The organism is Thermostichus vulcanus str. 'Rupite' (assembly GCF_022848905.1).
Taxonomy (GTDB): Bacteria; Cyanobacteriota; Cyanobacteriia; order Thermostichales; family Thermostichaceae; genus Thermostichus; species Thermostichus vulcanus_A.
Genome location: NZ_JAFIRA010000008.1, coordinates 1 through 20,931 on the forward strand (window position 1 = coordinate 1; position 20,931 = coordinate 20,931).

Genomic DNA, 20,931 nt, shown 5'->3' on the forward strand with positions numbered 1-20,931 from the left:
CAGCGTTCACGGTTTTGAGTGGTATCTAAGCTTAGAACGCTGGCTCCCCCTTCATCTCTTCAATCTCCAAAACTACCGCACAGCAAGGCACCCAGCTATCTGTAAGCAGCTTTTGTCAGTCAATCAGGGTTACGAGTATCAGTTCGGCACCCTCCGCGGTCGAGAAGGGATCCACTGGTGGAGCACCCAAACCGCTCTGAATCGGTTACGGCGATGCCTGCTGAAGAGCTGAGGGGTGCTGAGGGGTAATGCTAGATGACTCCCGAGATGGGCCATGCTCTAGCCCTTCCACAGCTCATCATTCCAGTATCTAAAGGGCCGTTCCGCCCGCACTTCGAAAGGGATCCGCTCCACAAATTCTCGCCCATAGCGATCCTTCACCGTCACGCTGGCCACATGGGATCCCATGGGTAAGTCGGAAGGCAAAGGCCACCGCCAGAGATGGGTAGAACTGTTGGCAATTCCCCAACTGGCAATCCCCTGAGGAGCCACCGGCCCAAATCGTGAGCCTTGCCAAATCTCGAACCCCTGTGCCCGGGGATCCCCAGACGTACTCTGGTAGGCATAGCGCCCAATGGTTAATTGCCGCGGCACCGAAAAGGGATCCGCATACTCGGGGCCGGCAAGAATATCCTCTCCCTCTCCGGGCTGTGTGCGCGTCATCGCCTGGGGAGCACCGTTATCGATGCTGACAGACACCTCCGTATTGCGTTCTCCGCTCCACACATTTGCCGTCAGATAAACCCCTTCCGCCAGCTCATCTGGGGTAAAGAGCTTGAGATCCTCTAGATCGTTCACGGTTAGGGGTGGAATCTCTTCTGTCCCTGGCCCTCGATCGTCTTGCCATTTCCACAGGGTTTCAAACCAAGAGCGAAAGGCAGGGGTATTAAAAGATAGGGCCATCTTCCGCTGCTGTGGCTGATTGGAGGCATAAAAATCCACCCGATAGTCCGCTTGGTCAAAGTGAATCATCAAGTAGCCCTGCGGGGTACCTCCACGGGTAAAAGCCATCGGGATCCCGTCGAAGCTAAAGTCCCCCTGCCACCAATTGCCGGAAGGGGCACCGCCGACAATATGGTCGAAAGGAAGGCGGGAAACCCCCACTTGCTCTTGCCAGCCCCGAAAGGATTCTCCAGTAGACAAAATTTCGTAGGTGTGGGTATGGCCGGACAGAGAGAGGGCAGGCCGACCTTCCAGGAGCTTGTACAACTCATTGGCATTATCGGTTTGGTGGCGCCCGCTATTGCTGTCGATGAAGGAGACCAGTGGAATGTGATGCATCACCACCACCAGGTTGTCTTGGGGCACGTATTCTAAGGTGTTTTCCAGCCAAGTCATTTGCTGTTCTGGAATCCGGCCATTGTAGGTGGGATCCGCATCGGCACGGGTACAGGCTTCTCGACCGCCGGAGCCAGCATCGGCTTCGCCACAGGGATAAACCACATTATCCAAAACCACGAAAAACACATCGCCAATCTGGAAACTGAAGTAGTTAGGCCCATAAATGTATCGCCAACTATCGGCAGAATCTTCATCGGAGGTGGCATCGAAATCGTAGTCATGATTGCCATGGATGTAATACTGAGGCAAACCTACTGCCCCCATCACATTCATGAACCGAGGCAACAGGCTGAGATCATCTCCCATCACATCCCCAAGCAAAATCATGCACCTTGAGGAAGAGAGATCCTGAGCGAGGAGATCCTTAACAACTGTATCCCGGACATAGCCTATTTCAGTATTGGAGTAGGGCTGTGTATCTCCCATCACTACACAAGAAAAGGAGTTTGATTCCTCGCTGCGAGTTAAGGGAAAATCAATGGAGTCTGGCAACGGCCCGGTTGGGGCTATCCCGCCATAGCGAAGTTGTGTGGGTGTCCCCTCTGGCTTGTGAATATAGGAAAACTGCGGCACATTATTCTCGTCAAGGGGTACTCTGTAGCCAGAAGGTTTGCTGACCATGACGGTCATGTTGTCGAAGACGGGCAGGCTGTAGGCTCCCTCCGAGTCTGTTAGGGTCACGTCACGCCCATTGGAGACGATGATTTCCGGGATCCCAGGCTCATCGGCTTGATGTTCGCCATCCTGGTTCAAATCCTCAAAAACAATCCCCGATACCGTCTCTCCAGCCGCTGAGACTTCTGCACTAGAGCTTGTACTAGAGTTGGCTATAGCTCCGTCAAAGGGAGCGCTAAACTTAACCGACTCGCCTACAGATTGTGTATAAAAGAAAAAAGCTGCTATAAAAATGACAACAAGGCCTAATCTAAGGGTAATTTGTTTAACGTAGCGGTTCATTGTTGTGCTCTTCTTGTTTTCGGCTTTGTGTGGGAACCATAATTCTGACCAAGAAAAAGTGGGATGCCAACCAAGATGAGTTTAAGGTTTGGGCATGACTCGGTTAAGCCGTTTTCTCGGAATCTTTGCAGAGATTTGCTTGGGTTTTGGTTACTTGACTGAGTTGACTTGGACAAGTGCATCTTTTCTGTTGGCTGCCATCGGGTAGAGGGGTATTGCCATCGAGGTGGATAGACAGATTTCACCTTTTGTTTCATCTGGAACTCCGAACAGGCTACCTTGCCCAGATTCGCTGATCCCTCAACTACCCTCTTCGGGGGGATAAGGCCTCTCTAGGTCGGATCCCTGGGTAAGCTGGGGTAACAGGCAGATCCGCGACAGGAGCAAGCTGATGATCTCCGATGCCGTCCAGGCAGGCAAAGAAGCACTGCGGCAGGGCCGTTTTCAAGAAGCTATTCAACTTTTTGAAGACTACTTGGCCCAAGGGATCCCGGCAGCTCCACCCAACAGCGAAACCCTTGAAGCCAAAATGAACCTGGTGCGGGCCTACCATCAATCGGGCCAGATACGAAAAGCGCGGACCCTCTGCCTTGAACTGCTGCAACACCCCAACCCACAGGTGCAAAGTTGGGCCCAAAAAATCCTTCTCCGTCTGCCTGTCGTCGCAGAAAAGGACTCCGAACCTTTCCCCCCGGCCCAAAAGCGTTCTGCTTCCTCTATTCCCGTAGAGCCAGCCCCTAACCCTAAGACTAAACCCGACTTAGGAGCCCCATCCGCTCGTCAACGGGCCATTCAACTGGGCATGAAGCTCCCCTTACCGGATCGGGCCGGTTCTTTGCGCTGGGCCAAATGGGGATCCCTGCTGCTGGCCGCGGCGCTGTTGTGGTGGGTTTGTTTTGCGCTGGTGGGCGGACAACTGGATTTCAGTCGATTGGGCTTTCCGCGCCAACTGTCTTGGTTGCGGGGGGTGCTGCCCTGGCTGCGCAATGGGTTGCGCTGGCTGGTGGCCGGTAGCTTAGCGATCAACGTTGGCGTGGGCCTTTTGTTCTTTGCCCCCTGGCTGATGGATCAACTGCACCAACGGCTGCACAAATTGCGTTGGGCCAGCCTCAGTGAAATCGAGCGCCATAGCCCCGAAACCGCCCGCCTCCTGCAACGCATCTGCGCCCAGAAGCAACTGAAACAGCCTCGCTTGGGGGTGATCCCGGATGCTGGCCCCCTGGCATTTGTCTATGGCACTTTTTCGGATGGCTGCCGGATTGTGGTCACGAAAGGACTGTTGGAGCAACTCACTGAGGATGAAATTGCAGCGGTCTATGCTCAAGCCTTGGGGCGGATTGTGAATGGGGATGCCCTGGTGATGACCCTGCTGGGATCCCCGGTTCAACTGATTTACCTAGCTTTGGAGCAGGTGAGCAAACTGGGGGAAGGGCGGGGCCAGAGTCGGCGCAAAGACTTAATCGGTCATGTGGCTCCGTTCATTTACTTGCTCTACACGGTTTTGTCCTATCCTTTGTTTTTTCTGTCTCGCCTTGGCACTTATCATGCCGATCACTTTGCAGTGGAAGTGACGGGCAATCCCAATGGGTTGATCAGCGCCCTGATCAAAAGTGCTGATGGCCTGCAAGAGGCCCACAAAAACGACAAACGGCCTGCTTCTTTGCTGCACTGTACTCGCCTGTTTGCTCTGCTGGATTTCAAAACCACAACCGCTGCCGGAGCGGCAAATCGGGTTTTACAGAATCCGGAAGATCCACTGATGCAGCCAGAGCAAGTGGGACAAATCTTTCTCTGGGATCAGTACAATCCCTGGGCCCGTTGGATGCAGGCCAATTCCAGCCATCCCTTGATGGGGCACCGTTTCAAGGTTTTGGCAGGATATGGAGAACGGTTGCGGCTGCCAATGGAGCTGGGGCTGGGATCCCAAGCTGGACAAAAGCTGGATGCAGCTCGCCTTAAGGGTCAGTTTGGGTGGGATCTGGCCATTTATGCTGCTGAGGTGGTCGGGATCCTGATCGGTTGGCTGGTGGGGTTGATCCTCTATCTGACGCTGCAAAATCGTCTGGATCCCAAGGTGATCTTGGCGGCGGTGGTGGTGGGTTACGGGGTAGGGTTGTGGGCTAAGGCCGGCTTGATGTACCGGCGCACCCCCCAAGCCCGATTGACAGATGTCCTGAGTTTGGTTGCGGATCCCTACGCGGATCCCCGCCGGGGTCAGTGGGTGGAGTTGGAAGGAGAACTGGTGGGGCTGGGGCGTTCTGGCTATCAATTGGGGGCGGAACTGAAGCTACAGGACTCTACGGGGTTGATCCCGGTACGCTTTACCTCCCCTTTCGGGCCAGTAGGCAATGTGTTTTCCCGTCTGAAACGCATTCGGGCACTCATGGGCAAGCGGGTCAAACTGGTGGGCTGGTTTCGCCGCGGCAACACCGCTTGGTTGGATCTGGCCTATATACAGGTGGGATCCGAAAGGATTCACAGTCGCCCGCGCCTGTGGCTAATCCTGTTTGGGGCGGGTGTGGTCTTGGTAGGCATCTGGGGGGCCTTTTATTTCCCCAATCTGGCGTTCTACTTGCGGCAGCAGGGGCGACCTGTGTTTTGGTTTGGTTGAAGGGATTCAGCGGCGGGAGGTGGTAAGCTGAGCTTTCCGTAGGCGCACCGACTTGGGGGTGATCTCTACTAACTCATCCTCACTGATGTACTCGAGGGCCCGCTCCAGATTCATATCCACGGGGGCCTGCAAATGCACCAGTTCTTCTCCCCCCGCCGCGCGGTGGTTGGTCAACTGCTTGGTTTTGCAGACGTTCAACTCCAGATCCTGCGGGCGATTGTGTTCTCCCACCACCATGCCTTTGTAGACACGGGTTCCCGGTGAGATGAAAAACACCCCCCGATCCTCAGCATTTTTGAGGGAGTAGCTGGTGGCGACCCCTTCTTCAAACGCAATCAGCACCCCATTGCGGCGCATCTCCATTTCGGCAGTCATGGGGCGGTACTCCAAAAAGCTGTGGCTCATGATCCCTTCCCCACGGGTCATGCGGATGAACTCACCCCGGAAGCCGATCAACCCCCGTGCCGGAATGACAAATTCCAGTTGCGCCCGCCCATCGGAGCCAACCATCATGTTCTGCATTTCCCCCCGCCGTTGCCCCAACCGTTCGATACAGGATCCCATCGCTGACTCCGGCACATCCAGCACCAAGCACTCGTAGGGTTCGTAGGGTTGGCCGTTCACTTCCCGGAAAATTACCCGTGGCTGCCCCACCTGGAACTCATAGCCTTCCCGCCGCATGGTTTCTAGCAAAATGCCCAAGTGCAGTTCCCCCCGACCCGACACCAAGAAGCGATCCGGGGAGTCGGTTTCTTCCACCCGCAGGGCAACGTTGGTTTCCAATTCCCGCATCAGCCGCTCCCGCAGTTGCCGGGAGGTGACAAAGGTGCCTTCCTGGCCAGCAAAGGGGGAATCGTTCACGCAGAGCACCATCTGCAAGGTGGGCTCATCTACCTTAATCAGGGGTAAGGCTTGTGGATTATCCGGGCTAGTCAGGGTATGACCAATGTTGGCCTCCGCAAATCCAGCCACTGCGACAATGTGCCCAACTGTAGCTTCGGTCAGTTCGATCCGCTGCAACCCCTGAAAGCCAAACAGCTTGGTGACCTTGTTTTTGACGATCTTGCCCTCTTCTTTCACTAGGGCCAGTTGCTCCCCGAGACGGATGGTGCCGTTGTGGATCTTGCCAATCACGATCCGACCCAGATACTCCGAGTACTCCAGGGTGGTGACTTGCAACTGTAGCGGCTTGCTGGCATCGCCAATCGGTGGAGGGACATGCTTCAGGATCCCGTCAAAAAGGGGCTGCATATCCAGGGATCCGCTGTAGTTCCCTGCCAGAAAATCGTTTAGATCGGCCTCTTCGAGGGCAAAGCCCTGTAGCCCAGAGGCAAACAGATAGGGGAAGTCACACTGGTCTTCGTCTGCGCCCAGCTCCAAAAATAGATCTAGCACCTTGTCAATCGCTTTGTAGGGTTCGGCGCGGGGACGGTCGATCTTGTTCACCACCACAATGGGGCGCAACCCTTTTTCCAGGGCCTTACGGAGTACAAACCGGGTTTGCGGCATCGGGCCTTCGTTGGCATCCACAATCAGTAGACACCCCTCCACCATGCCCAGCACCCGTTCCACCTCGCCACCAAAATCAGCGTGGCCGGGCGTATCGACAATATTGATGAGGGTTTCACCGTAGCGAACTGCCGTATTTTTGGAAAGGATGGTGATGCCCCGTTCCCGCTCCAGGGTATTGGAGTCCATCACACAGGTGGGAACTTCCTCCCCCTCCCGAAAGGTGCCCGCTTGCCGCAACAGCGCGTCCACGAGGGTGGTTTTGCCATGATCAACGTGGGCAATGATGGCGACATTACGGATGGGGAGTGACATAAAAATAAGCCAAAAGAGATATGGCCTTTCTGGCTGGGTTGCCGCAGGCATTTCTTTACAACTTTAACGCAAAGGAGCGTTACATTGGTAAACACTCTTAGCTTTGTGCTCAGCACTCCTCACCGGATGGTCTCAGCTGTCTCTTCCGGCAAAAGCCCTAGCTTGCGCCGCAGTTGATTCAAGGTCAGTCGGCTTGCTTCTTGCTGTAAGCCTTGTTGTAAGTCCTCTTGCAGGCCCTCCTCTCTGGAAGCTGGTCTGGTACACCCGTTCCGACCGGGTTTTTCGCAGGTAAATTACGAGCTGCCGCAGCTGCTGGTCGGGGTAGCGGCGGTAGAGGCGCAGACAGTAATCGGCCATGCGAAAAGGCAGCTCAGGGTCGGGGTCGGTTTGGAACTCCAGGTGCAGGATCAGGTTTTCGGCCCTCAGGAGCATGAGGGAATCGGCTCAGATGGGCTTGCTGGAAAGTTCCGTCGGCTGCAGCTGAACCCAGGGAACAGGGGATCCCAGCAACCACTCGGCAAAAGTATCGGGAAACAGCTCCACCAGGTACTTGCAGACGTTATCGTCCTCCGGACGACCCGTAGGGTCATCGTAGGCCACACTCCCCCTTTAATCGGTAAAGAGGCAGTCCAACGAGCCCATTCCCTTCAACAGCCATTCTGTTGGGAGCATTAGGATCAACCGTAGTAGCCTTGGTTGATGCGGTTTTCCAGTTGGTTGGCCCCCTCCTGATACTCACCGATGACAAAGTTCTCGGCATTAGCTTTGATCAAGGCTTTTTGTTCCTCTGTCAGGCCCGGGATCCGCAGCATATCCTCCAAGCTGTTGTAGGGAGCATTCTGCACCAAAGTGCGGGCCAAATTGGGGTAGAACCCAGGCAATTGGCGGTAGTTGCGCAAGATGGTGTTGTTCACATCAATCGGGGCATCCAGATGCTTCACAGCGGGAAGTTCCGCAGCATGAGCCACACCCAGGATCCCCAAAGGGGCAAAACACAGACACACAATCAACAGGAAACGAACTAGGGCGGACAACAGGAAACGCATAACACCACTTCTCCGAACAGGGTTCAAAACGCTCGTTTGATTGGGCGATACAGCTTTTCCAGCGATACTGACTACAGCCAACACAGACTCATCTCTTGCCTAGCAAGGATCCTGCTCAGCCTCAAGTCCTCTATGAAGTCGGGACCTGAAGTCGGGAAAAGCTGTAATATCTTCCAACCATTTAGTCTCTCATCCCCCCTACCCCGAATCGAGAGCCGAGGTGGGATCTCGATTCCTACAGAAACAATTTTTAACAACTATGATCAGGAGACAGTCTCTTTTTTGAGTCCAGCCTTGCACCATGACTGACTCCGCTACTCTCAATCCGGCCATTTCCACCTCCCCCGCGCAGGAGCAACTCCCTACAGACGGGACACCACCCCAATCTCCTGAGCTGGGGCTTCTTCAGCAATCGGAGCAGTTTGTATGGCGGCATATTGGCCCGGATCCCAAGCAGATTGAGCAAATGTTGGCGGTTTTGGGGCTGGGTTCTCTCCAGGAATTGGTGGAGAAAACGGTACCGACGGCGATTCGTACCCCACAGCCTTTGCGGTTGGGATCCCCGCGCACCGAGCAGCAGGTGTTGGCGGAGCTGAAGGAGATTGCTGCTCAAAACCAGGTGTGGCGCTCCTTTTTGGGGATGGGCTACTCCAACTGTCTGACTCCGCCCGTTATTCAGCGCAACATTCTGGAAAACCCTGGCTGGTACACTCAGTACACTCCTTACCAAGCGGAGATCGCCCAGGGACGGTTAGAAGCCCTGCTGAATTTTCAGACGATGGTGATCGATCTGACGGGGATGGAGATCGCCAATGCCTCTTTGCTGGATGAAGCCACCGCAGCAGCAGAAGCCATGACCCTCAGTTATGGGCTAGCGGCCAAAGGCAGCTCCATCTTCTGGGTGGATCGAGGCTGTCATCCCCAAACCTTGGCGGTATTGCAAACGCGGGCCGAGCCGTTGGGGATCCAGATTCGCGTGGCGGATCCGGCGGAGTTTCGGTTGGACGGAGAAAGCTTTGGCCTGCTGCTGCAGTATCCCAACACCTCCGGTGAGATTCGGGACTATCACCAGTTGGTCGAGCAAGCCCATCAGCGGGGGATCCTGGTTACGGTGGCTGCTGACTTGCTCAGCTTGACCCTTCTAAAACCACCCGGGGAATGGGGGGCAGATATTGTCGTCGGATCCACGCAACGCTTTGGCATCCCACTTGGGTACGGAGGCCCCCATGCCGCCTACTTTGCCACCCGCGAAGCCCACAAACGTCTATTACCGGGACGCCTGGTGGGTGTTTCTCAAGATGCCCAAGGTAAGCCTGCCCTACGCCTAGCGCTACAAACGCGCGAGCAACACATCCGCCGCGACAAAGCCACCAGCAACATCTGTACGGCCCAGGTGCTTCTGGCGGTGATGGCCTCCCTGTACGCGGTCTATCACGGCCCTAAGGGATTACGGAAGATGGCCTTGAGGATCTATGGGCAGGCCCATCGGTTGGCGGCCAGTATCCGGGAGCTGGGCTACAAGGTGGGGCCAGAGCACTTTTTCGACACCTTTTGGGTGCAAGGTCAATCCCCAGCCCAGATCCAAGAGATTCAGGCTCGGGCCGTCCAACAGCGGATCAATCTGCGGCAAATCGACGAGCGAACGGTGGGGATCAGTCTGGATGAAGCCACAACCGCAGTCGATATATGGGATCTATTCCAACTTTTTACCGGCTCCAATCTCCCCTTTGAGGAACGAGAAGGCTGGGATCCCAATCAGCCGTTGCCCGATTTGAGTCGGAGCTTGCCCCCCAGTTTGATCCGCACCACACCCTATTTGACGCACCCCGTCTTCAACCGTTACCACTCAGAAACCGAGCTCCTGCGCTATATTCACCGCCTGCAAAGTCGGGATCTATCTTTGACCCACTCCATGATCCCGCTCGGTTCCTGCACCATGAAGCTAAACGCCACGGTGGAGATGATCCCGGTGAGTTGGCCGGAATTTGCTCAGATCCATCCTTTTGTCCCTCTGGAGCAGACGCGCGGCTACCAAACGCTATTTGCCCAACTGGAACAGATGTTGGCGGAGATCACCGGCTTTGCCGGGGTTTCCCTACAGCCCAATGCCGGATCCCAGGGGGAGTATGCCGGTTTGTTGGCGATTCGCCGTTACCACCAGGCCCGAGGAGAAGGACATCGGCAAGTGTGTCTGATCCCCACCTCCGCCCACGGTACCAACCCAGCCAGCGCAGTGATGGCAGGAATGCGGGTAGTGAGCGTGGCTTGTGATGCAGCCGGCAACATCGATATCGAGGATTTGCGCAGCAAAGCCGAACGACATCGGGAGCAGCTGGCGGCTTTGATGATTACCTATCCCTCCACCCACGGTGTGTTTGAGGAAGGGATCCGGGACATCTGCCAGATTATCCATGAGGCGGGTGGGCAGGTGTACATGGATGGGGCCAATCTCAACGCCCAGGTGGGCCTTTGCCGTCCTGCTGAGTTGGGGGCGGATGTTTGCCATCTGAACCTGCACAAAACCTTCTGTATTCCCCACGGGGGAGGCGGGCCGGGGGTAGGGCCGATTGGGGTGGCAGCCCATTTGTTGCCTTATTTGCCCGGTCATCCTTTTCTCCCGGGGTGCAGGGGGCCCGTCAGTGCCGCCCCTTGGGGCAGTGCCAGCATTTTGCCCATTTCTTGGGCTTACATTCGCCTGATGGGATCCGCCGGACTGACCCTTGCCACCCAAGTGGCGATTTTGAATGCCAACTACATTGCCAAGCGGTTGGATCCCTACTACCCGGTGCTCTACAAGGGATCCACAGGCCTGGTGGCCCACGAGTGCATTTTGGATTTGCGCCCCCTCAAGAAGAGTGCAGGTATCGAGGTGGAGGATGTGGCCAAACGGCTGATGGACTATGGCTTTCATGCCCCTACCATTTCTTGGCCGGTGGCGGGCACGATGATGGTGGAACCGACGGAGAGTGAGTCGCTGGAGGAGTTGGATCGCTTTTGTGAGGCAATGATCGCCATTCGCCAGGAGATCGCTGCCATTGAGCGGGGGGAGGCGGATCCCGTTCACAATCTCCTCAAGCAGGCGCCTCACACTGCCGAAGTGGTGACGGCGGATCAGTGGGATCGTCCCTATTCCCGTTCGCTAGCCGCCTACCCTGCCCCCTGGGTGAAAGCTCACAAGTTTTGGCCAAGCGTGAGCCGGATTGACAACGCCTACGGGGATCGACATTTGGTTTGTAGTTGCCAGCCTTGGTTGGAAGACTAGACGCCTCAACAGGGATCCCATGGGATCCCCAGTCCTTCAATCCGACAAAACAGCAAAAAGACTGCTCCGCAGGACAGCCCCTACTTTTGTGGAGCCTTAAGGCAATTTCAGCTCAATGAACTTTGACACTCCCCCGGTTAGAAACCGGGGGATTCTCCCTTCTAGCTCCCCACAGCTTGAAGCTGTGGAGGATTCATGGAGTTCAGGGGATTGCCAACTACCCCATCCCCTGAGCCGACCGTACCCATTACAGATACGGCTTCTTTTAGACTCAGAGGACACGCGAATCCGTCCCACTGGGCAATGTTCATTGCGGCATTCCAGTCGGCATCACAGCAATACCCGTCCTGCCCAGTGAACAGATGCCCACTCCTTTTCCCAATGGCCTCCGGCCCTGCGGAGCAGATCAATCCTGTCCTGTGGTCGGTTTTGGATGTGTAGGCAGCAGGGCGCTTGTGTAGAGTTCTACCTGCCATTTCCAGCTTGTAGGCAACCTTCCACTCCAGGTCGTAGTACGACCAGGTATGGCGCGATTTCCCGGCATCCGAACGCGCCTTCTGGCTCTGTCTGGATTGGCGGATACCTGAGAGGTCTTCCATCCACACATCCGCATTTACCGCCTTGGCAAACCGTACAATGCGGCGGCTCACGGTGTGGTTGACCGCCCTCATCCAACGGGCTTCTTTGCGCTCCAGTCGCTTGAGTGCTCGGTATTTACCCGCCTGTTGCAACTGGGCACGACGCTTCTGGAAACGACGACGACGATAGGCTACCTCTCCACCCCCAAAAAACACCGCCCGACCCCAACGGGTGGCCGCCACTGCCAAACGGTTCTGCCCCCGGTCAACACCCAGTCGCTCCGTACTCTTCACTTCGGGAACTTCCCAAGTGATAGATACAACCGCGTACCAACAGCCCCGTAGCTTCATGAGTTTCAAGGTTCCCCGTTCACAATCCTGTTCGGCCAGGATGCGCTCAAGACGCTCGGCATAGTAGGAACTGCTAACCTCAAGGGGAACCCGCTTGTCACCCTGAATCGTGGGAAAACTCACCGAGTAGGTGCTACCTACTTTGTGCAGCTTCCAGTTTTGGTTGTTGACCTCTGGCCAGAACACTTTGAAGTGCTTGACCCGCTGGCCGGCTTTCCCCTTCAGGACACGAATCACCTGGTTGGAGAGGGCCGACTTGAGTGGTGTCACCACTTTGGCGGTTGTCAAGGCTTTTCGTTCCTTCGGACTGATGCGGAGCAGTTCGTTTGCCAGTGCGGTTGTCGCACAAACCGTCTGGTTAAACATCTCTGCTTTGACCGCATTGAGGTCAAGAAACTTGAGCTTGAGTGTGGTGGTGACCCGTTTCATGGGGACTATTGTATATATATTTCTGTTGCTGAATAAATTCAGCCTGTGCGCTTATATCCCCCGGTTAGAAACCGGGGGCTTTACGCTGCTTTTCGTAACTATGAGTAACTACCCTCCCGCTTTCCAGGTACCCCCATAACGGCAGAAAGGATTGTTCCGGCTGAGGGGATCCCAGCAGGTAGGGCATACCAACCACCAACGGCCTGTCGCCTCAAACTGGATGCCATAACGAATATGCACCGCTTGGCTGCAGTGCTGGCAGGGCTTGGGTTGAGAGCGGGTGCTCAAATCGGCTCAAATATCTCTTTCGCTCAGCCCGTCGCTCAGGTAGTCAAAGGGTTCGGCTACAAAGCTGTAGTCTTCGTCAGTGCCCAGCAGCTCTAGGGTTCGCACCTTCATGTTTTGGATACCAATCACCGTCGGTGCAATTGGCACACCGAGAGAGTTGTAGGTTTCCCGCAGCCCCGCCAGCACCCGTTCATCCAAAATGCTGGTATCGGCAGCTACGATGGCATAGGAAGCATAGCGCAAGAAATAGTCCATATCCCGCAAACAGGTGGCATAGCGGCGGGTGGTATAGGCATTGCCCCCCGGACGAATCAGATCCGGCACCTGGGTGAACATGCCCGCGGCAGCCGTCTTGACGATATCCACTGAGTTGAGATTGATTACATTCACTGCCTTGATGCGCCGTAGCCCCGAGTCATAAAAAGACTTGAGTGTGTCCATCGCATCCCGATCCAGGTAGCGGCCTGTCAGGTCGTAGGTTTTGATCAGTGTGGTCACAGCATCACGCATATCCCAAGCTCCGTTCCTGTAGCGTCTTTTATTGAATCGGCTGAGATGAAAAAATGAGAAGAGATTTTGCTAACCGGGATCCGAATGCAAACCTCAGAAAGTAGGCGATGGCCCAGAAACAGTCAAGGCTCTAGGCTCCCAATTCGCCCTCAGAAGTCTAACATGCAGGGGTTTCTTGCTGACTTTGCCCTGAGAGAATGGCAAATGTTGTTACGAAAATGTAACATCCCTGCAACAATTCAGGGATCCGGCAGCAACACCCGCAGCGGCTTGAGCAGCGTGTCCTGACGTTGCCCCAACCCCAAAAACTGGCCATCATTGTCCAGCACCCGCACGGTCTCGGAGTTGGGATAGGGCGGATCGAGGTCGATTGCTTGCCCCTGCTGCCACCGTTTGGCCCCATCGGGGGATAGCACTATCGGATCCCAGTGTAAAAAACCCGTTTCGATCGGCAGGAGCGCCGCGGTGGGATCGACGGATCCCTGCCAGAGATCCAGGGGCAGACTCTCCTCAATGCGAAACGGGCCACTTTGTAAGCGCCGCAACCGGCTCATCAGTCCTCCGCAGCCCAATTTCTCCCCCAGATCACGGGCGATGGCACGAATGTAAGTACCCGGTTCGCAGGTGATCTCCAGATCAATTTCGGGGAAGTCTCCAGGTCGCCATTGCACAATCTGCAGTCGATGAATCACCACCCGGCGCGGCTCCAGTTGCAGTTCCGAGGCTTCCACACCGGCCCGAGCCCACTGATAGAGTTTTTTGCCCTGCCGTTTGATGGCGCTGTAGAGAGGCGGCACCTGCTCAATCTCCCCCATAAACTCCTGCAAGAGCTGCTCCACCTGTTCCCGGCCTAGGTTAGGACAAGGGGATCCCACCTGGATCTGCCCTTCAGCATCGTCGGTATCGCTGCGTTGCCCCAAACGGAAGGTGGCGCGGTAGGCTTTATCGCCGGACAAAAAGGACAAAAACCGCGTCGCTCGCCCCACAGCCATCGGCAAAACCCCTGTTGCCGCCGGATCTAAAGTGCCCCCATGGCCCACCTTACGGGTGCGCAACACCCGCCGTACCACCGCCACACAGTCGTGGGAGGTGAAGCCTGCCGGTTTATCCAGGTTGAGAAAGCCCTCCAGGGATCCCATGGTTATCCACCAATCATTAAGATTTGTAACCGAACTGCCTTAGCGCTTAACATGGGGTTAATTTCTGTCCCAAAGTCTTAAGTACTTATGCCCCAACCTGCCCTGTTTTCTCAGCCTATCTGGCAACGCCTGCTGATGATCGCCCCTTTCTTTCTCTGGGGTTCGGCGATGGTGGTGATGCGGGATGCCTTGGCGGAAACCACGCCGCTCTTCATCGCCATTCTGCGGTTGCTGCCGGCTGGGATCCTGGTGCTAGCCTTCCGACTTTGGCAAGGGCGTGGCTCTCAGGCTCAATCTCACCCCAAACCCTGGCATCCCCAGGGGCTACGGGGCTGGCTGTGGGTAGTGGCTTTTGCGCTAGTGGATGGCACCTGTTTTCAGGGGTTTTTGGCCCAAGGGTTAACCGAAACCGGCGCGGGCTTGGGATCTGTGTTGATTGACTCGCAACCCTTGGCTGTTGCCTTGATGGCCACCTGGTTTTATCGGGAACGGATGGGATCCCTCGGTTGGGTCAGTCTCGGCATTGGGGTACTAGGCATTGGCCTCATCGGCCTATCGGGTGGGGGATCCCTGCACCTCAGCTCCGGTGTGCTTTGGATGTTGATGGCCTCTTTGTCGATGGCGATTGGCACCGTGATGATGCCGAAGGTGGCAGAAGTCGCTGATCCAGTCTTGGCGACGGGTTGGCACATGGTGTTGGGCAGCCTGCCTTTGATCCTCCTCTCGGGACTCACGGAAACTCAGCAGTGGCAGGGCTTAAGCGGATCCCATTGGCTTGGATTGCTCTATGCTTCAGTGCTGGGTAGTGCGCTGGCCTATGCCCTCTTTTTCTATTTCGCTTCCCAAGAGAATCTGACCGAATTTAGCTCCCTCACCTTTTTAACCCCTGTCTTTGCCCTTCTATTCGGCAGCACCTTCCTAGGAGAATCCCTGACACGGCTGCAGTGGTTGGGGGTGGCCATCACCCTCATTTGTGTCTATCTGATCAACCACCGCCAGGAATGGCAAGCTCGGCTACAACTGGGGTGGAAAGGGATCCTCTCGGAATTGGGCTTGGGTTGGGTGCTGAGTACCGTCGAAATTCGGGATGGGAACCCGGATCGCTAGCTCCATCGGCACCCATACAAAAGCTTATTAGGCGGGCAGAAAGCCCATCGCGTCCCGAGCGGTTTGCAGCGTTTGATTGGCAATGGTACGGGCTTTGGCAGCATTTTCTCGCATCAAGTGGAGCAAATGGTCGGGGTTATTCCAGAGTTCGTGGTAGTGCTTCTGGATCGGTTCTAGGGCAGCAATCACGCTGTCCGCCAGGAGCGGTTTGAACTGTCCCCAGCCCATGTCGGCACATTCAGCCGCCACCGCCTCTTTGCTTTTGCCGGAGGTGAGTCGGTAAATGGTGAGCAGATTGTTGGCTTCTGGGCGGGCCGGATCGTCGAAGGTGATGCCGCGAATCGGGTCAGTTTTGCACTTTTGAATCTTCTTGCGAACCGTATCGGCATCGTCGAGGAGATGAATACGGCTCAAATCCGAGGGATCCGATTTGGACATCTTGCGGGTACCATCCGTCAGGCTCATCACCCGGGCTCCCTCTTCCCGAATCAGGGCTTCTGGGATGCGAAACACCTCACCAAAGCGGTCGTTAAAGCGACGGGCAATATCCCGACTCAGTTCGATGTGCTGCCGCTGATCCTCCCCCACCGGCACAAACTTGGGCTGATAGAGCAAAATGTCTGCTGCCTGCAAAATCGGGTAGCTAAAGAGGCCCACACTGGTCTCTTCTCCCTGCTTCTCTTTTTTCTCCTTGTACTGGATCATGCGCTCGGCCCAGTTCATCGGAGTAATCGTGTTGAACAACCAAGCCAGTTCCGTATGAGCAGCCACATGGGACTGCACAAACAACACACAATGCTCAAGGCTCAGGCCACAGGCCAGATAGAGGGCAAACAGCGAGCAGGTACGCTCCCTCAATAGCTTGGGATCTTGGGGGACGGTAATGGCGTGCTGATCGACAATGCAAAAGAAATTCTCGTAGTGCTCTTGCTCGGCCACCCAATTTTTAATTGCCCCCAAGTAATTGCCCAGATGCAGTTCGCCAGAGGGCTGAATACCAGAGAAAGTGCGTGGCTTGGTCATAGGGTGAACCGAATCTCAACAACAAACCAAGAAAACCCAAGAAAACCCTTTTCAGGATATCAAGGCAGTTGCCCTCGCGTTAGCGGCACGGAGTTCTGTAAGTTGGCGCATGATGAGTAAAGACATCCGGATCCACTCATGTCAGTCCATAACTCAGACTACTCAGACTACGAGCCCGAACAGCTACGCGCCGCTAGCCACTACGTGCTGCTCATGCCCGGCTTGCCAGAACAGTTTCTCAGCCCTGAGGAGTTGCAGGCATTTCTGGAACAGTTGTTGCAGGAACACCCTCATCTGGTAGATGCGGATCTGGCCCGTTACCCCACCCCCCAAGCGCAAGCGCAACGGCTGATTGATACGGCTTGTGAAGTCGAGGTCACCCCCGGCGAGATTTTGCAGTGGCACCCCGTGCGCCTGAATAAGCGGGCCTCAAATCCCCTCCGTTTCGGATCGTTATGAGAACCGAGAAGCGTACCGCATATCACTTCATGAAGCTGGACGAGGGTTTGTAGGGGATCCCGGCCTACGCATGATAAAACGCAAGAGTGAATAAATCCATCTCTAACCCAAGAGGTCAACCATGCCGCGCAGCATGAAGAACGACAACTTCATTGACAAGAGCTTCACCGTCATGGCGGATCTGATTCTCAAACTGATGCCAGGGGTGAGTTCCGACCAGAAAAAAGCCTTTGCCTACTACCGGGATGGCATGGCTGCCCAAGGGGATGGAGAATACGCCGAAGCCCTGGATAACTACAAAGAAGCCCTCGCTCTAGAGGAAGGGGAGGAAGACCGCAGTTACATCCTCTACAACATGGGCTTGATCTATCAAAGCAACGGTGAGATCGACAAAGCCCTCGAGCACTACCAACAGGCCCTAGAACTCAATCCGCGTCTGTGCTCTGCATTGAACAACATCGCCGTGCTGCTACACCATCGGGGCGAAGCCAGCCTGGAAGCCGGAGATGAAGAAGCAGCCGAGGCCCTGTTTGATGAGGCGGCCCAATACTGGATTCGTGCCATTCGCATTGCCCCCAACAACTACATCGAGGCGCAAAACTGGTTAAAAATCACCGGGCGAGCCAATCTGGAAGTGTACTGAGGAGGGAGCCACTCTCAAAATAGGTTAAATTAATAACCTGCTAGGTGCTTACAGACCAGAGGGGCTGATGCTGAAACGGGAAGAGGTACAACACGTTGCTCATTTGGCTCGTCTGGAGCTGAGTGAGGAAGAGGAGATCCAGTTTACAGAGCAGCTAGCGGACATTTTGGCCTACGTGGAGCAACTGAAGGAGCTGGATACAGAAGGCGTCGAGCCCACCTTCCATGTGTTGGATATGGAATTGCCCACCCGCCTGGATGAGGTGCAACCCTACCCAGATACGGAAGGGATCCTCTCCAATGCTCCCGACCGTGCCGATACCTTCTTTAAGGTGCCCCGCATTCTGGATGCGGAAGAGTAACCCAGGAGCCTTTATCCTTTAGGAGGGTTGGGCATGACTGGTTCTGGATCCCCACAGTTGCGTCATGTGTTGGTGCTGGATGACCCACAGGGACGGCGAGCCCTAATCTTGGATGCGGCCACCTATTCTTTGGGCCGGGATCCGCAAAACTCGATTCCGCTCCAGTCCAGCTCCATTTCCCGACAACATGCGCTGTTGCTGAGGGTGCCCGCCAGCTCTGGCTATCGCTACCGCATCTTGGATGGCAATGCCGAAGGGAAACGTAGCACCAATGGGATCCGGCTGAATGGGATCCCTTGTACCTCCCAGGATTTGGAAGATGGGGATTTGATCGAATTTGGCCCCGATACCAAAGCTCGTTACTACCGCCGCGAAATGACCGAAGAAGAGATCGGACGGTATGCCGAGTCACTGGAGTACCGCAGCATCAAAGCCAGCACCGTCAGCCTGAAAAGCACCGATCTGTTTGGGGATAAGCGGGATCGGGTCTTGCTGCTGCAACCCCGTGAATATCAACGGAGCGGTGTGCTGCGCCCAGGGATCCCGCATCCGGTTTTGGGACTGATCTTTCAAAATCAGTGTTACTACTGCGAGCGGCTATTGGGAACCGATCTAGAGGAGGCCATAGAGCAATGTCGGAGCCGTCTGGAGCATCCTCTGGAAGAACGGGAATTTTGTCTGTTGGTTCAAGATGACTACGGGTACCGGCTGGCCCTACATCAACCGCAGTTGGTGGCTGTGGCCTACGACTCCTTCTTAGCAACCACCTGTCAACAAATGCGGCGGGACATCCGAGTCGAAGATCGGCGTTGGCGGCTGCGCAAGTTTGAAAAGTGTTTTGTGGGCTCGGATGCAGTGACTTGGTTGGCGGGCCACTTTCAGATCAGCCGGCCTGAGGCGGTACAGGTGGGTCAAGAGTGTCTCCAGCGGCGCTTGTTTTTGCATGTGCTGGAAGAACAGAATTTTGCCGATGAGGGCTATTACTATCGCTTCCGGGAAGATGGCGGCCCAGAAGAGCGAGTGGTGGGGTGAGATTTCACCTGCAATTCCCCGCAGTTGAAATGAGGGGTGAAATTAGGAACTTGTACTACCCCTCAAACCCAGTGATGTTATACCGTCACCCCAGAAGAAGGGTTATCTGTCAGTCTCGCAGTGCAAGGGGATGAGGTTTCCTGGAGGACTTTATGAACATGGCTCAACTGATCGCCATCCTCTCGACCGCCATTGCGACCGCCACACCGCTGGTATTTGCCTGTGTCGGGGAAACCATCACCGAACGAGCCGGAGTGATCAATCTCTCTGCCGAAGGGACGATCATGCTGGCTGCTATGGCCGGGTTTGCCACAGCCAAGCTAACCGGAAACCTCTGGCTGGGTTTTGGGGCCGCCGCCGCGGTAGGAGCCTTGTTTGCCCTGATCGTCGCTTTTGGTTCCATAAGCTTGAAGGGATCCCAAATTGCCATCGGTTTCGTGTTGGCTCTGTTGGGGGCGGATTTATCCTCATTTTTGGGCAACCCATTTGTGCGGATCCCAGGGCCGACGGTGCCGAACTTGCCGATTCCGATTCTGCGGGATGTGCCGGTGTTGGGGCCACTCTTTTTTCGCGGTGATCTGTTGGTGTATGCCAGCTACGTTCTCATTGGGGGATCCTGGTTCTTTTTCTATCGCACTCGACCGGGCCTCATGTTGCGAGCCATGGGGGAACAACCGGCGGCAGCTTTTGCTCGCGGTACTGATGTGATCTTCTGGCGATACGCCTATACCCTCTTGGGGGGATCCCTTTTGGGTATTGCCGGAGCTGCCTTTTCTCTGGATTTCAAGGCCGGTTGGAGCCACCGACATACGGCGGGCTATGGCTGGATAGCTCTGGCCATCGTGATTTTTGGTGGTTGGAATCCGCTGCGAGCGGCCCTGGGCGCTTACTTGTTTGGGATTTTGCAATCCTTTGCCGGGGTTGCCCAAACCACCATCCGCGCTGTTCCCACCCAAGTTTTTACCGTTGCCCCCTTTGTATTGATGATTCTGGTGTTGGTGCTCACCTCAGGGGAATGGTGGGAGTATGGCTTGCGTGGGATCCCGCCGCGACTGCGGCGCTGGATTCAGCAAACGGTAAAGGCAACGCCACCTGCGGCCTTGGGACAGATCTTTGAGCAAGATTAGTCAGTGTCCTTACTCGAGCGCACCATCAGGACCGGACAACCGATATGAACTCGGACGTAGTCGGAGATGGAACGGCCTAACAGCCGATCCAGGTCAGGAATGCTACGGGCAATCGTGGGCCGACGGTCTGGGGATCCCATCACCAACAGGTCGGCATTGCTTTGTTCAGCCAAACGCACGATCTCTGTACCGGGATCCCCAACGGCGGTGAAGACCTGATAGCCAATGTGCCGGTTTTTTAGGGTGTCGATGGCCCGATTCAGGACTGGATCGCTGCTTTGGTTGTCGGCATCCAGTTGCACACGGGCCAGAAAAATCTGGGTTCCCTGAATGCCAGAGACCAGATCTATGGCGGTGGAGAGAGCCTCCCAAGCACTGGGGGAGTCGTTAAGGGCCACCATAACCCGATTGGGATACTTGACGTAGGCATCGTCTTTCACCAGCAACATCGGACAGGAGGAGAGCTGAAACACGTATTGGCTGACAGAATTTTGCAAAATAGCAATAATGCGATTGCGACCCCGGGATCCCATCACAATCAACGGATCCGGTAGCGACTCCGCCACCTCCAACACCACCACCTTGGGATCCCCTTCCACCAGTTGAGTGCTGATCTTGACGCCGGGCTGAGCTGGGAAGCTTTGTAGGGTTTTGGCCAACAGGTCTTGCCCCTTTTGCCACGCTGTCCGCATGTCTTCCGCTGAGGTTTGGGAAGGTACCGCATGCAGCAACGTTACATTGCACTTGGCAAAGGCTGGTAAGGAGAGCAGGGTGTGGATCATCTGCTCAGTGGTGCCACTGCCATCAATGGCGGCAATCACATTTTCAAATCGAGGCATGAGA

The 20,931-nt window shown here is 55.6% G+C and carries 19 protein-coding genes; 9 read left to right on the forward strand and 10 right to left on the reverse strand.

The features are described from left to right. Positions 1-232 (forward strand): hypothetical protein (locus JX360_RS04890; protein ID WP_244349480.1); only part of this gene is annotated, 232 nt, incomplete at its 5' end. Between the two features lie 47 nt (positions 233-279). Here the strand turns inward: JX360_RS04890 and JX360_RS04895 are convergent. Then, positions 280-2,094 carry a calcineurin-like phosphoesterase C-terminal domain-containing protein gene (locus JX360_RS04895; protein ID WP_244349481.1) on the reverse strand — a complete coding sequence of 605 codons (1,815 nt, stop codon included), beginning with the start codon at positions 2,092-2,094 and terminating at the stop codon, positions 280-282. 595 nt (positions 2,095-2,689) lie between these two features. Here JX360_RS04895 and JX360_RS04900 point away from each other — a divergent pair. Then, the gene (locus tag JX360_RS04900; protein ID WP_244349482.1) at positions 2,690-4,909 is read left to right on the forward strand and encodes a zinc metalloprotease HtpX; all 2,220 of its coding nucleotides are present in this window, start codon (positions 2,690-2,692) and stop codon (positions 4,907-4,909) included. Positions 4,910-4,915: 6 nt separating this feature from the next. On the opposite strand, the gene typA is transcribed toward JX360_RS04900, so the two are convergent. The 3 genes from typA to psbU form a co-directional block, all read right to left on the reverse strand. Continuing rightward, positions 4,916-6,733, reverse strand: coding sequence for a translational GTPase TypA (typA, locus tag JX360_RS04905; RefSeq protein WP_244349483.1), 1,818 nt, complete (start codon positions 6,731-6,733; stop codon positions 4,916-4,918). A gap of 444 nt (positions 6,734-7,177) precedes the next feature. Beyond that, on the reverse strand, positions 7,178-7,333 hold the full coding sequence (locus tag JX360_RS04910; RefSeq protein WP_244349484.1) for a hypothetical protein: 156 nt from the start codon (positions 7,331-7,333) through the stop codon (positions 7,178-7,180). A gap of 77 nt (positions 7,334-7,410) precedes the next feature. Beyond that, entirely contained in the window at positions 7,411-7,779 is a 369-nt protein-coding gene (gene psbU, locus JX360_RS04915) for a photosystem II complex extrinsic protein PsbU (protein ID WP_244349485.1), read from the reverse strand. Between the two features lie 301 nt (positions 7,780-8,080). On the opposite strand from psbU, the gene gcvP reads away from it, so the two are divergent. Next, positions 8,081-11,041: an aminomethyl-transferring glycine dehydrogenase gene (gene gcvP / locus JX360_RS04920; protein ID WP_244349486.1), complete on the forward strand. Its 2,961-nt coding sequence runs from the start codon at positions 8,081-8,083 to the stop codon at positions 11,039-11,041. A 161-nt stretch (positions 11,042-11,202) separates the two neighbouring features. Here gcvP and JX360_RS04925 read toward each other — a convergent pair whose 3' ends face one another. From JX360_RS04925 to truB, 4 genes are all read right to left on the reverse strand, one after another. Beyond that, positions 11,203-12,399, reverse strand: coding sequence for an RNA-guided endonuclease TnpB family protein (locus JX360_RS04925; protein ID WP_244349487.1), 1,197 nt, complete (start codon positions 12,397-12,399; stop codon positions 11,203-11,205). Positions 12,400-12,507: 108 nt separating this feature from the next. Further along, complete coding sequence (locus tag JX360_RS04930; protein ID WP_244349488.1) at positions 12,508-12,687, reverse strand: hypothetical protein; 180 nt, start codon at positions 12,685-12,687, stop codon at positions 12,508-12,510. Between the two features lie 6 nt (positions 12,688-12,693). Then, on the reverse strand, positions 12,694-13,197 hold the full coding sequence (gene apcB / locus JX360_RS04935) for an allophycocyanin subunit beta (RefSeq protein WP_244349489.1): 504 nt from the start codon (positions 13,195-13,197) through the stop codon (positions 12,694-12,696). A gap of 239 nt (positions 13,198-13,436) precedes the next feature. Further along, positions 13,437-14,336 carry a tRNA pseudouridine(55) synthase TruB gene (gene truB / locus JX360_RS04940; RefSeq protein ID WP_244349490.1) on the reverse strand — a complete coding sequence of 300 codons (900 nt, stop codon included), beginning with the start codon at positions 14,334-14,336 and terminating at the stop codon, positions 13,437-13,439. An 87-nt stretch (positions 14,337-14,423) separates the two neighbouring features. On the opposite strand from truB, the gene JX360_RS04945 reads away from it, so the two are divergent. Beyond that, entirely contained in the window at positions 14,424-15,443 is a 1,020-nt protein-coding gene (locus JX360_RS04945; protein ID WP_244349491.1) for a DMT family transporter, read from the forward strand. A 27-nt stretch (positions 15,444-15,470) separates the two neighbouring features. On the opposite strand, the gene trpS is transcribed toward JX360_RS04945, so the two are convergent. Then, on the reverse strand, positions 15,471-16,466 hold the full coding sequence (trpS, locus tag JX360_RS04950) for a tryptophan--tRNA ligase (protein ID WP_244349492.1): 996 nt from the start codon (positions 16,464-16,466) through the stop codon (positions 15,471-15,473). A 138-nt stretch (positions 16,467-16,604) separates the two neighbouring features. Between trpS and JX360_RS04955 the strand changes: the two genes are divergently transcribed. The 5 genes from JX360_RS04955 (at position 16,605) to JX360_RS04975 (ending at position 20,088) form a co-directional block, all read left to right on the forward strand. Continuing rightward, on the forward strand, positions 16,605-16,925 hold the full coding sequence (locus JX360_RS04955; protein WP_244349493.1) for a CRR7 family NDH-1 assembly protein: 321 nt from the start codon (positions 16,605-16,607) through the stop codon (positions 16,923-16,925). A gap of 121 nt (positions 16,926-17,046) precedes the next feature. Then, the gene (locus JX360_RS04960; protein WP_244349494.1) at positions 17,047-17,568 is read left to right on the forward strand and encodes a photosystem I assembly protein Ycf3; all 522 of its coding nucleotides are present in this window, start codon (positions 17,047-17,049) and stop codon (positions 17,566-17,568) included. A 67-nt stretch (positions 17,569-17,635) separates the two neighbouring features. Further along, positions 17,636-17,929: an Asp-tRNA(Asn)/Glu-tRNA(Gln) amidotransferase subunit GatC gene (gene gatC / locus JX360_RS04965; protein WP_244349495.1), complete on the forward strand. Its 294-nt coding sequence runs from the start codon at positions 17,636-17,638 to the stop codon at positions 17,927-17,929. Between the two features lie 33 nt (positions 17,930-17,962). Then, positions 17,963-18,961: an FHA domain-containing protein gene (locus tag JX360_RS04970; RefSeq protein WP_244349496.1), complete on the forward strand. Its 999-nt coding sequence runs from the start codon at positions 17,963-17,965 to the stop codon at positions 18,959-18,961. Positions 18,962-19,113: 152 nt separating this feature from the next. Continuing rightward, positions 19,114-20,088: an ABC transporter permease gene (locus JX360_RS04975; protein ID WP_244349497.1), complete on the forward strand. Its 975-nt coding sequence runs from the start codon at positions 19,114-19,116 to the stop codon at positions 20,086-20,088. Here the strand turns inward: JX360_RS04975 and JX360_RS04980 are convergent. Continuing rightward, positions 20,085-20,927: a universal stress protein gene (locus JX360_RS04980; RefSeq protein ID WP_244349498.1), complete on the reverse strand. Its 843-nt coding sequence runs from the start codon at positions 20,925-20,927 to the stop codon at positions 20,085-20,087. The genes JX360_RS04975 and JX360_RS04980 overlap by 4 nt on opposite strands. Between the last annotated feature and the right edge of the window lie 4 nt (positions 20,928-20,931).

Coding starts and splice junctions, on each gene's coding strand:
- apcB (WP_244349489.1), bottom strand. CDS start 13,197: ATGCGTGATGCTGTGACCACACTGATCAAAACCTACGACCTGACAGGC.
- trpS (WP_244349492.1), bottom strand. CDS start 16,466: ATGACCAAGCCACGCACTTTCTCTGGTATTCAGCCCTCTGGCGAACTG.
- gcvP (WP_244349486.1), top strand. CDS start 8,081: ATGACTGACTCCGCTACTCTCAATCCGGCCATTTCCACCTCCCCCGCG.
- typA (WP_244349483.1), bottom strand. CDS start 6,733: ATGTCACTCCCCATCCGTAATGTCGCCATCATTGCCCACGTTGATCAT.
- JX360_RS04980 (WP_244349498.1), bottom strand. CDS start 20,927: ATGCCTCGATTTGAAAATGTGATTGCCGCCATTGATGGCAGTGGCACC.
- JX360_RS04970 (WP_244349496.1), top strand. CDS start 17,963: ATGACTGGTTCTGGATCCCCACAGTTGCGTCATGTGTTGGTGCTGGAT.
- JX360_RS04900 (WP_244349482.1), top strand. CDS start 2,690: ATGATCTCCGATGCCGTCCAGGCAGGCAAAGAAGCACTGCGGCAGGGC.
- JX360_RS04925 (WP_244349487.1), bottom strand. CDS start 12,399: ATGAAACGGGTCACCACCACACTCAAGCTCAAGTTTCTTGACCTCAAT.
- psbU (WP_244349485.1), bottom strand. CDS start 7,779: ATGCGTTTCCTGTTGTCCGCCCTAGTTCGTTTCCTGTTGATTGTGTGT.
- JX360_RS04955 (WP_244349493.1), top strand. CDS start 16,605: ATGTCAGTCCATAACTCAGACTACTCAGACTACGAGCCCGAACAGCTA.
- gatC (WP_244349495.1), top strand. CDS start 17,636: ATGCTGAAACGGGAAGAGGTACAACACGTTGCTCATTTGGCTCGTCTG.
- JX360_RS04945 (WP_244349491.1), top strand. CDS start 14,424: ATGCCCCAACCTGCCCTGTTTTCTCAGCCTATCTGGCAACGCCTGCTG.
- truB (WP_244349490.1), bottom strand. CDS start 14,336: ATGGGATCCCTGGAGGGCTTTCTCAACCTGGATAAACCGGCAGGCTTC.
- JX360_RS04975 (WP_244349497.1), top strand. CDS start 19,114: ATGAACATGGCTCAACTGATCGCCATCCTCTCGACCGCCATTGCGACC.
- JX360_RS04960 (WP_244349494.1), top strand. CDS start 17,047: ATGCCGCGCAGCATGAAGAACGACAACTTCATTGACAAGAGCTTCACC.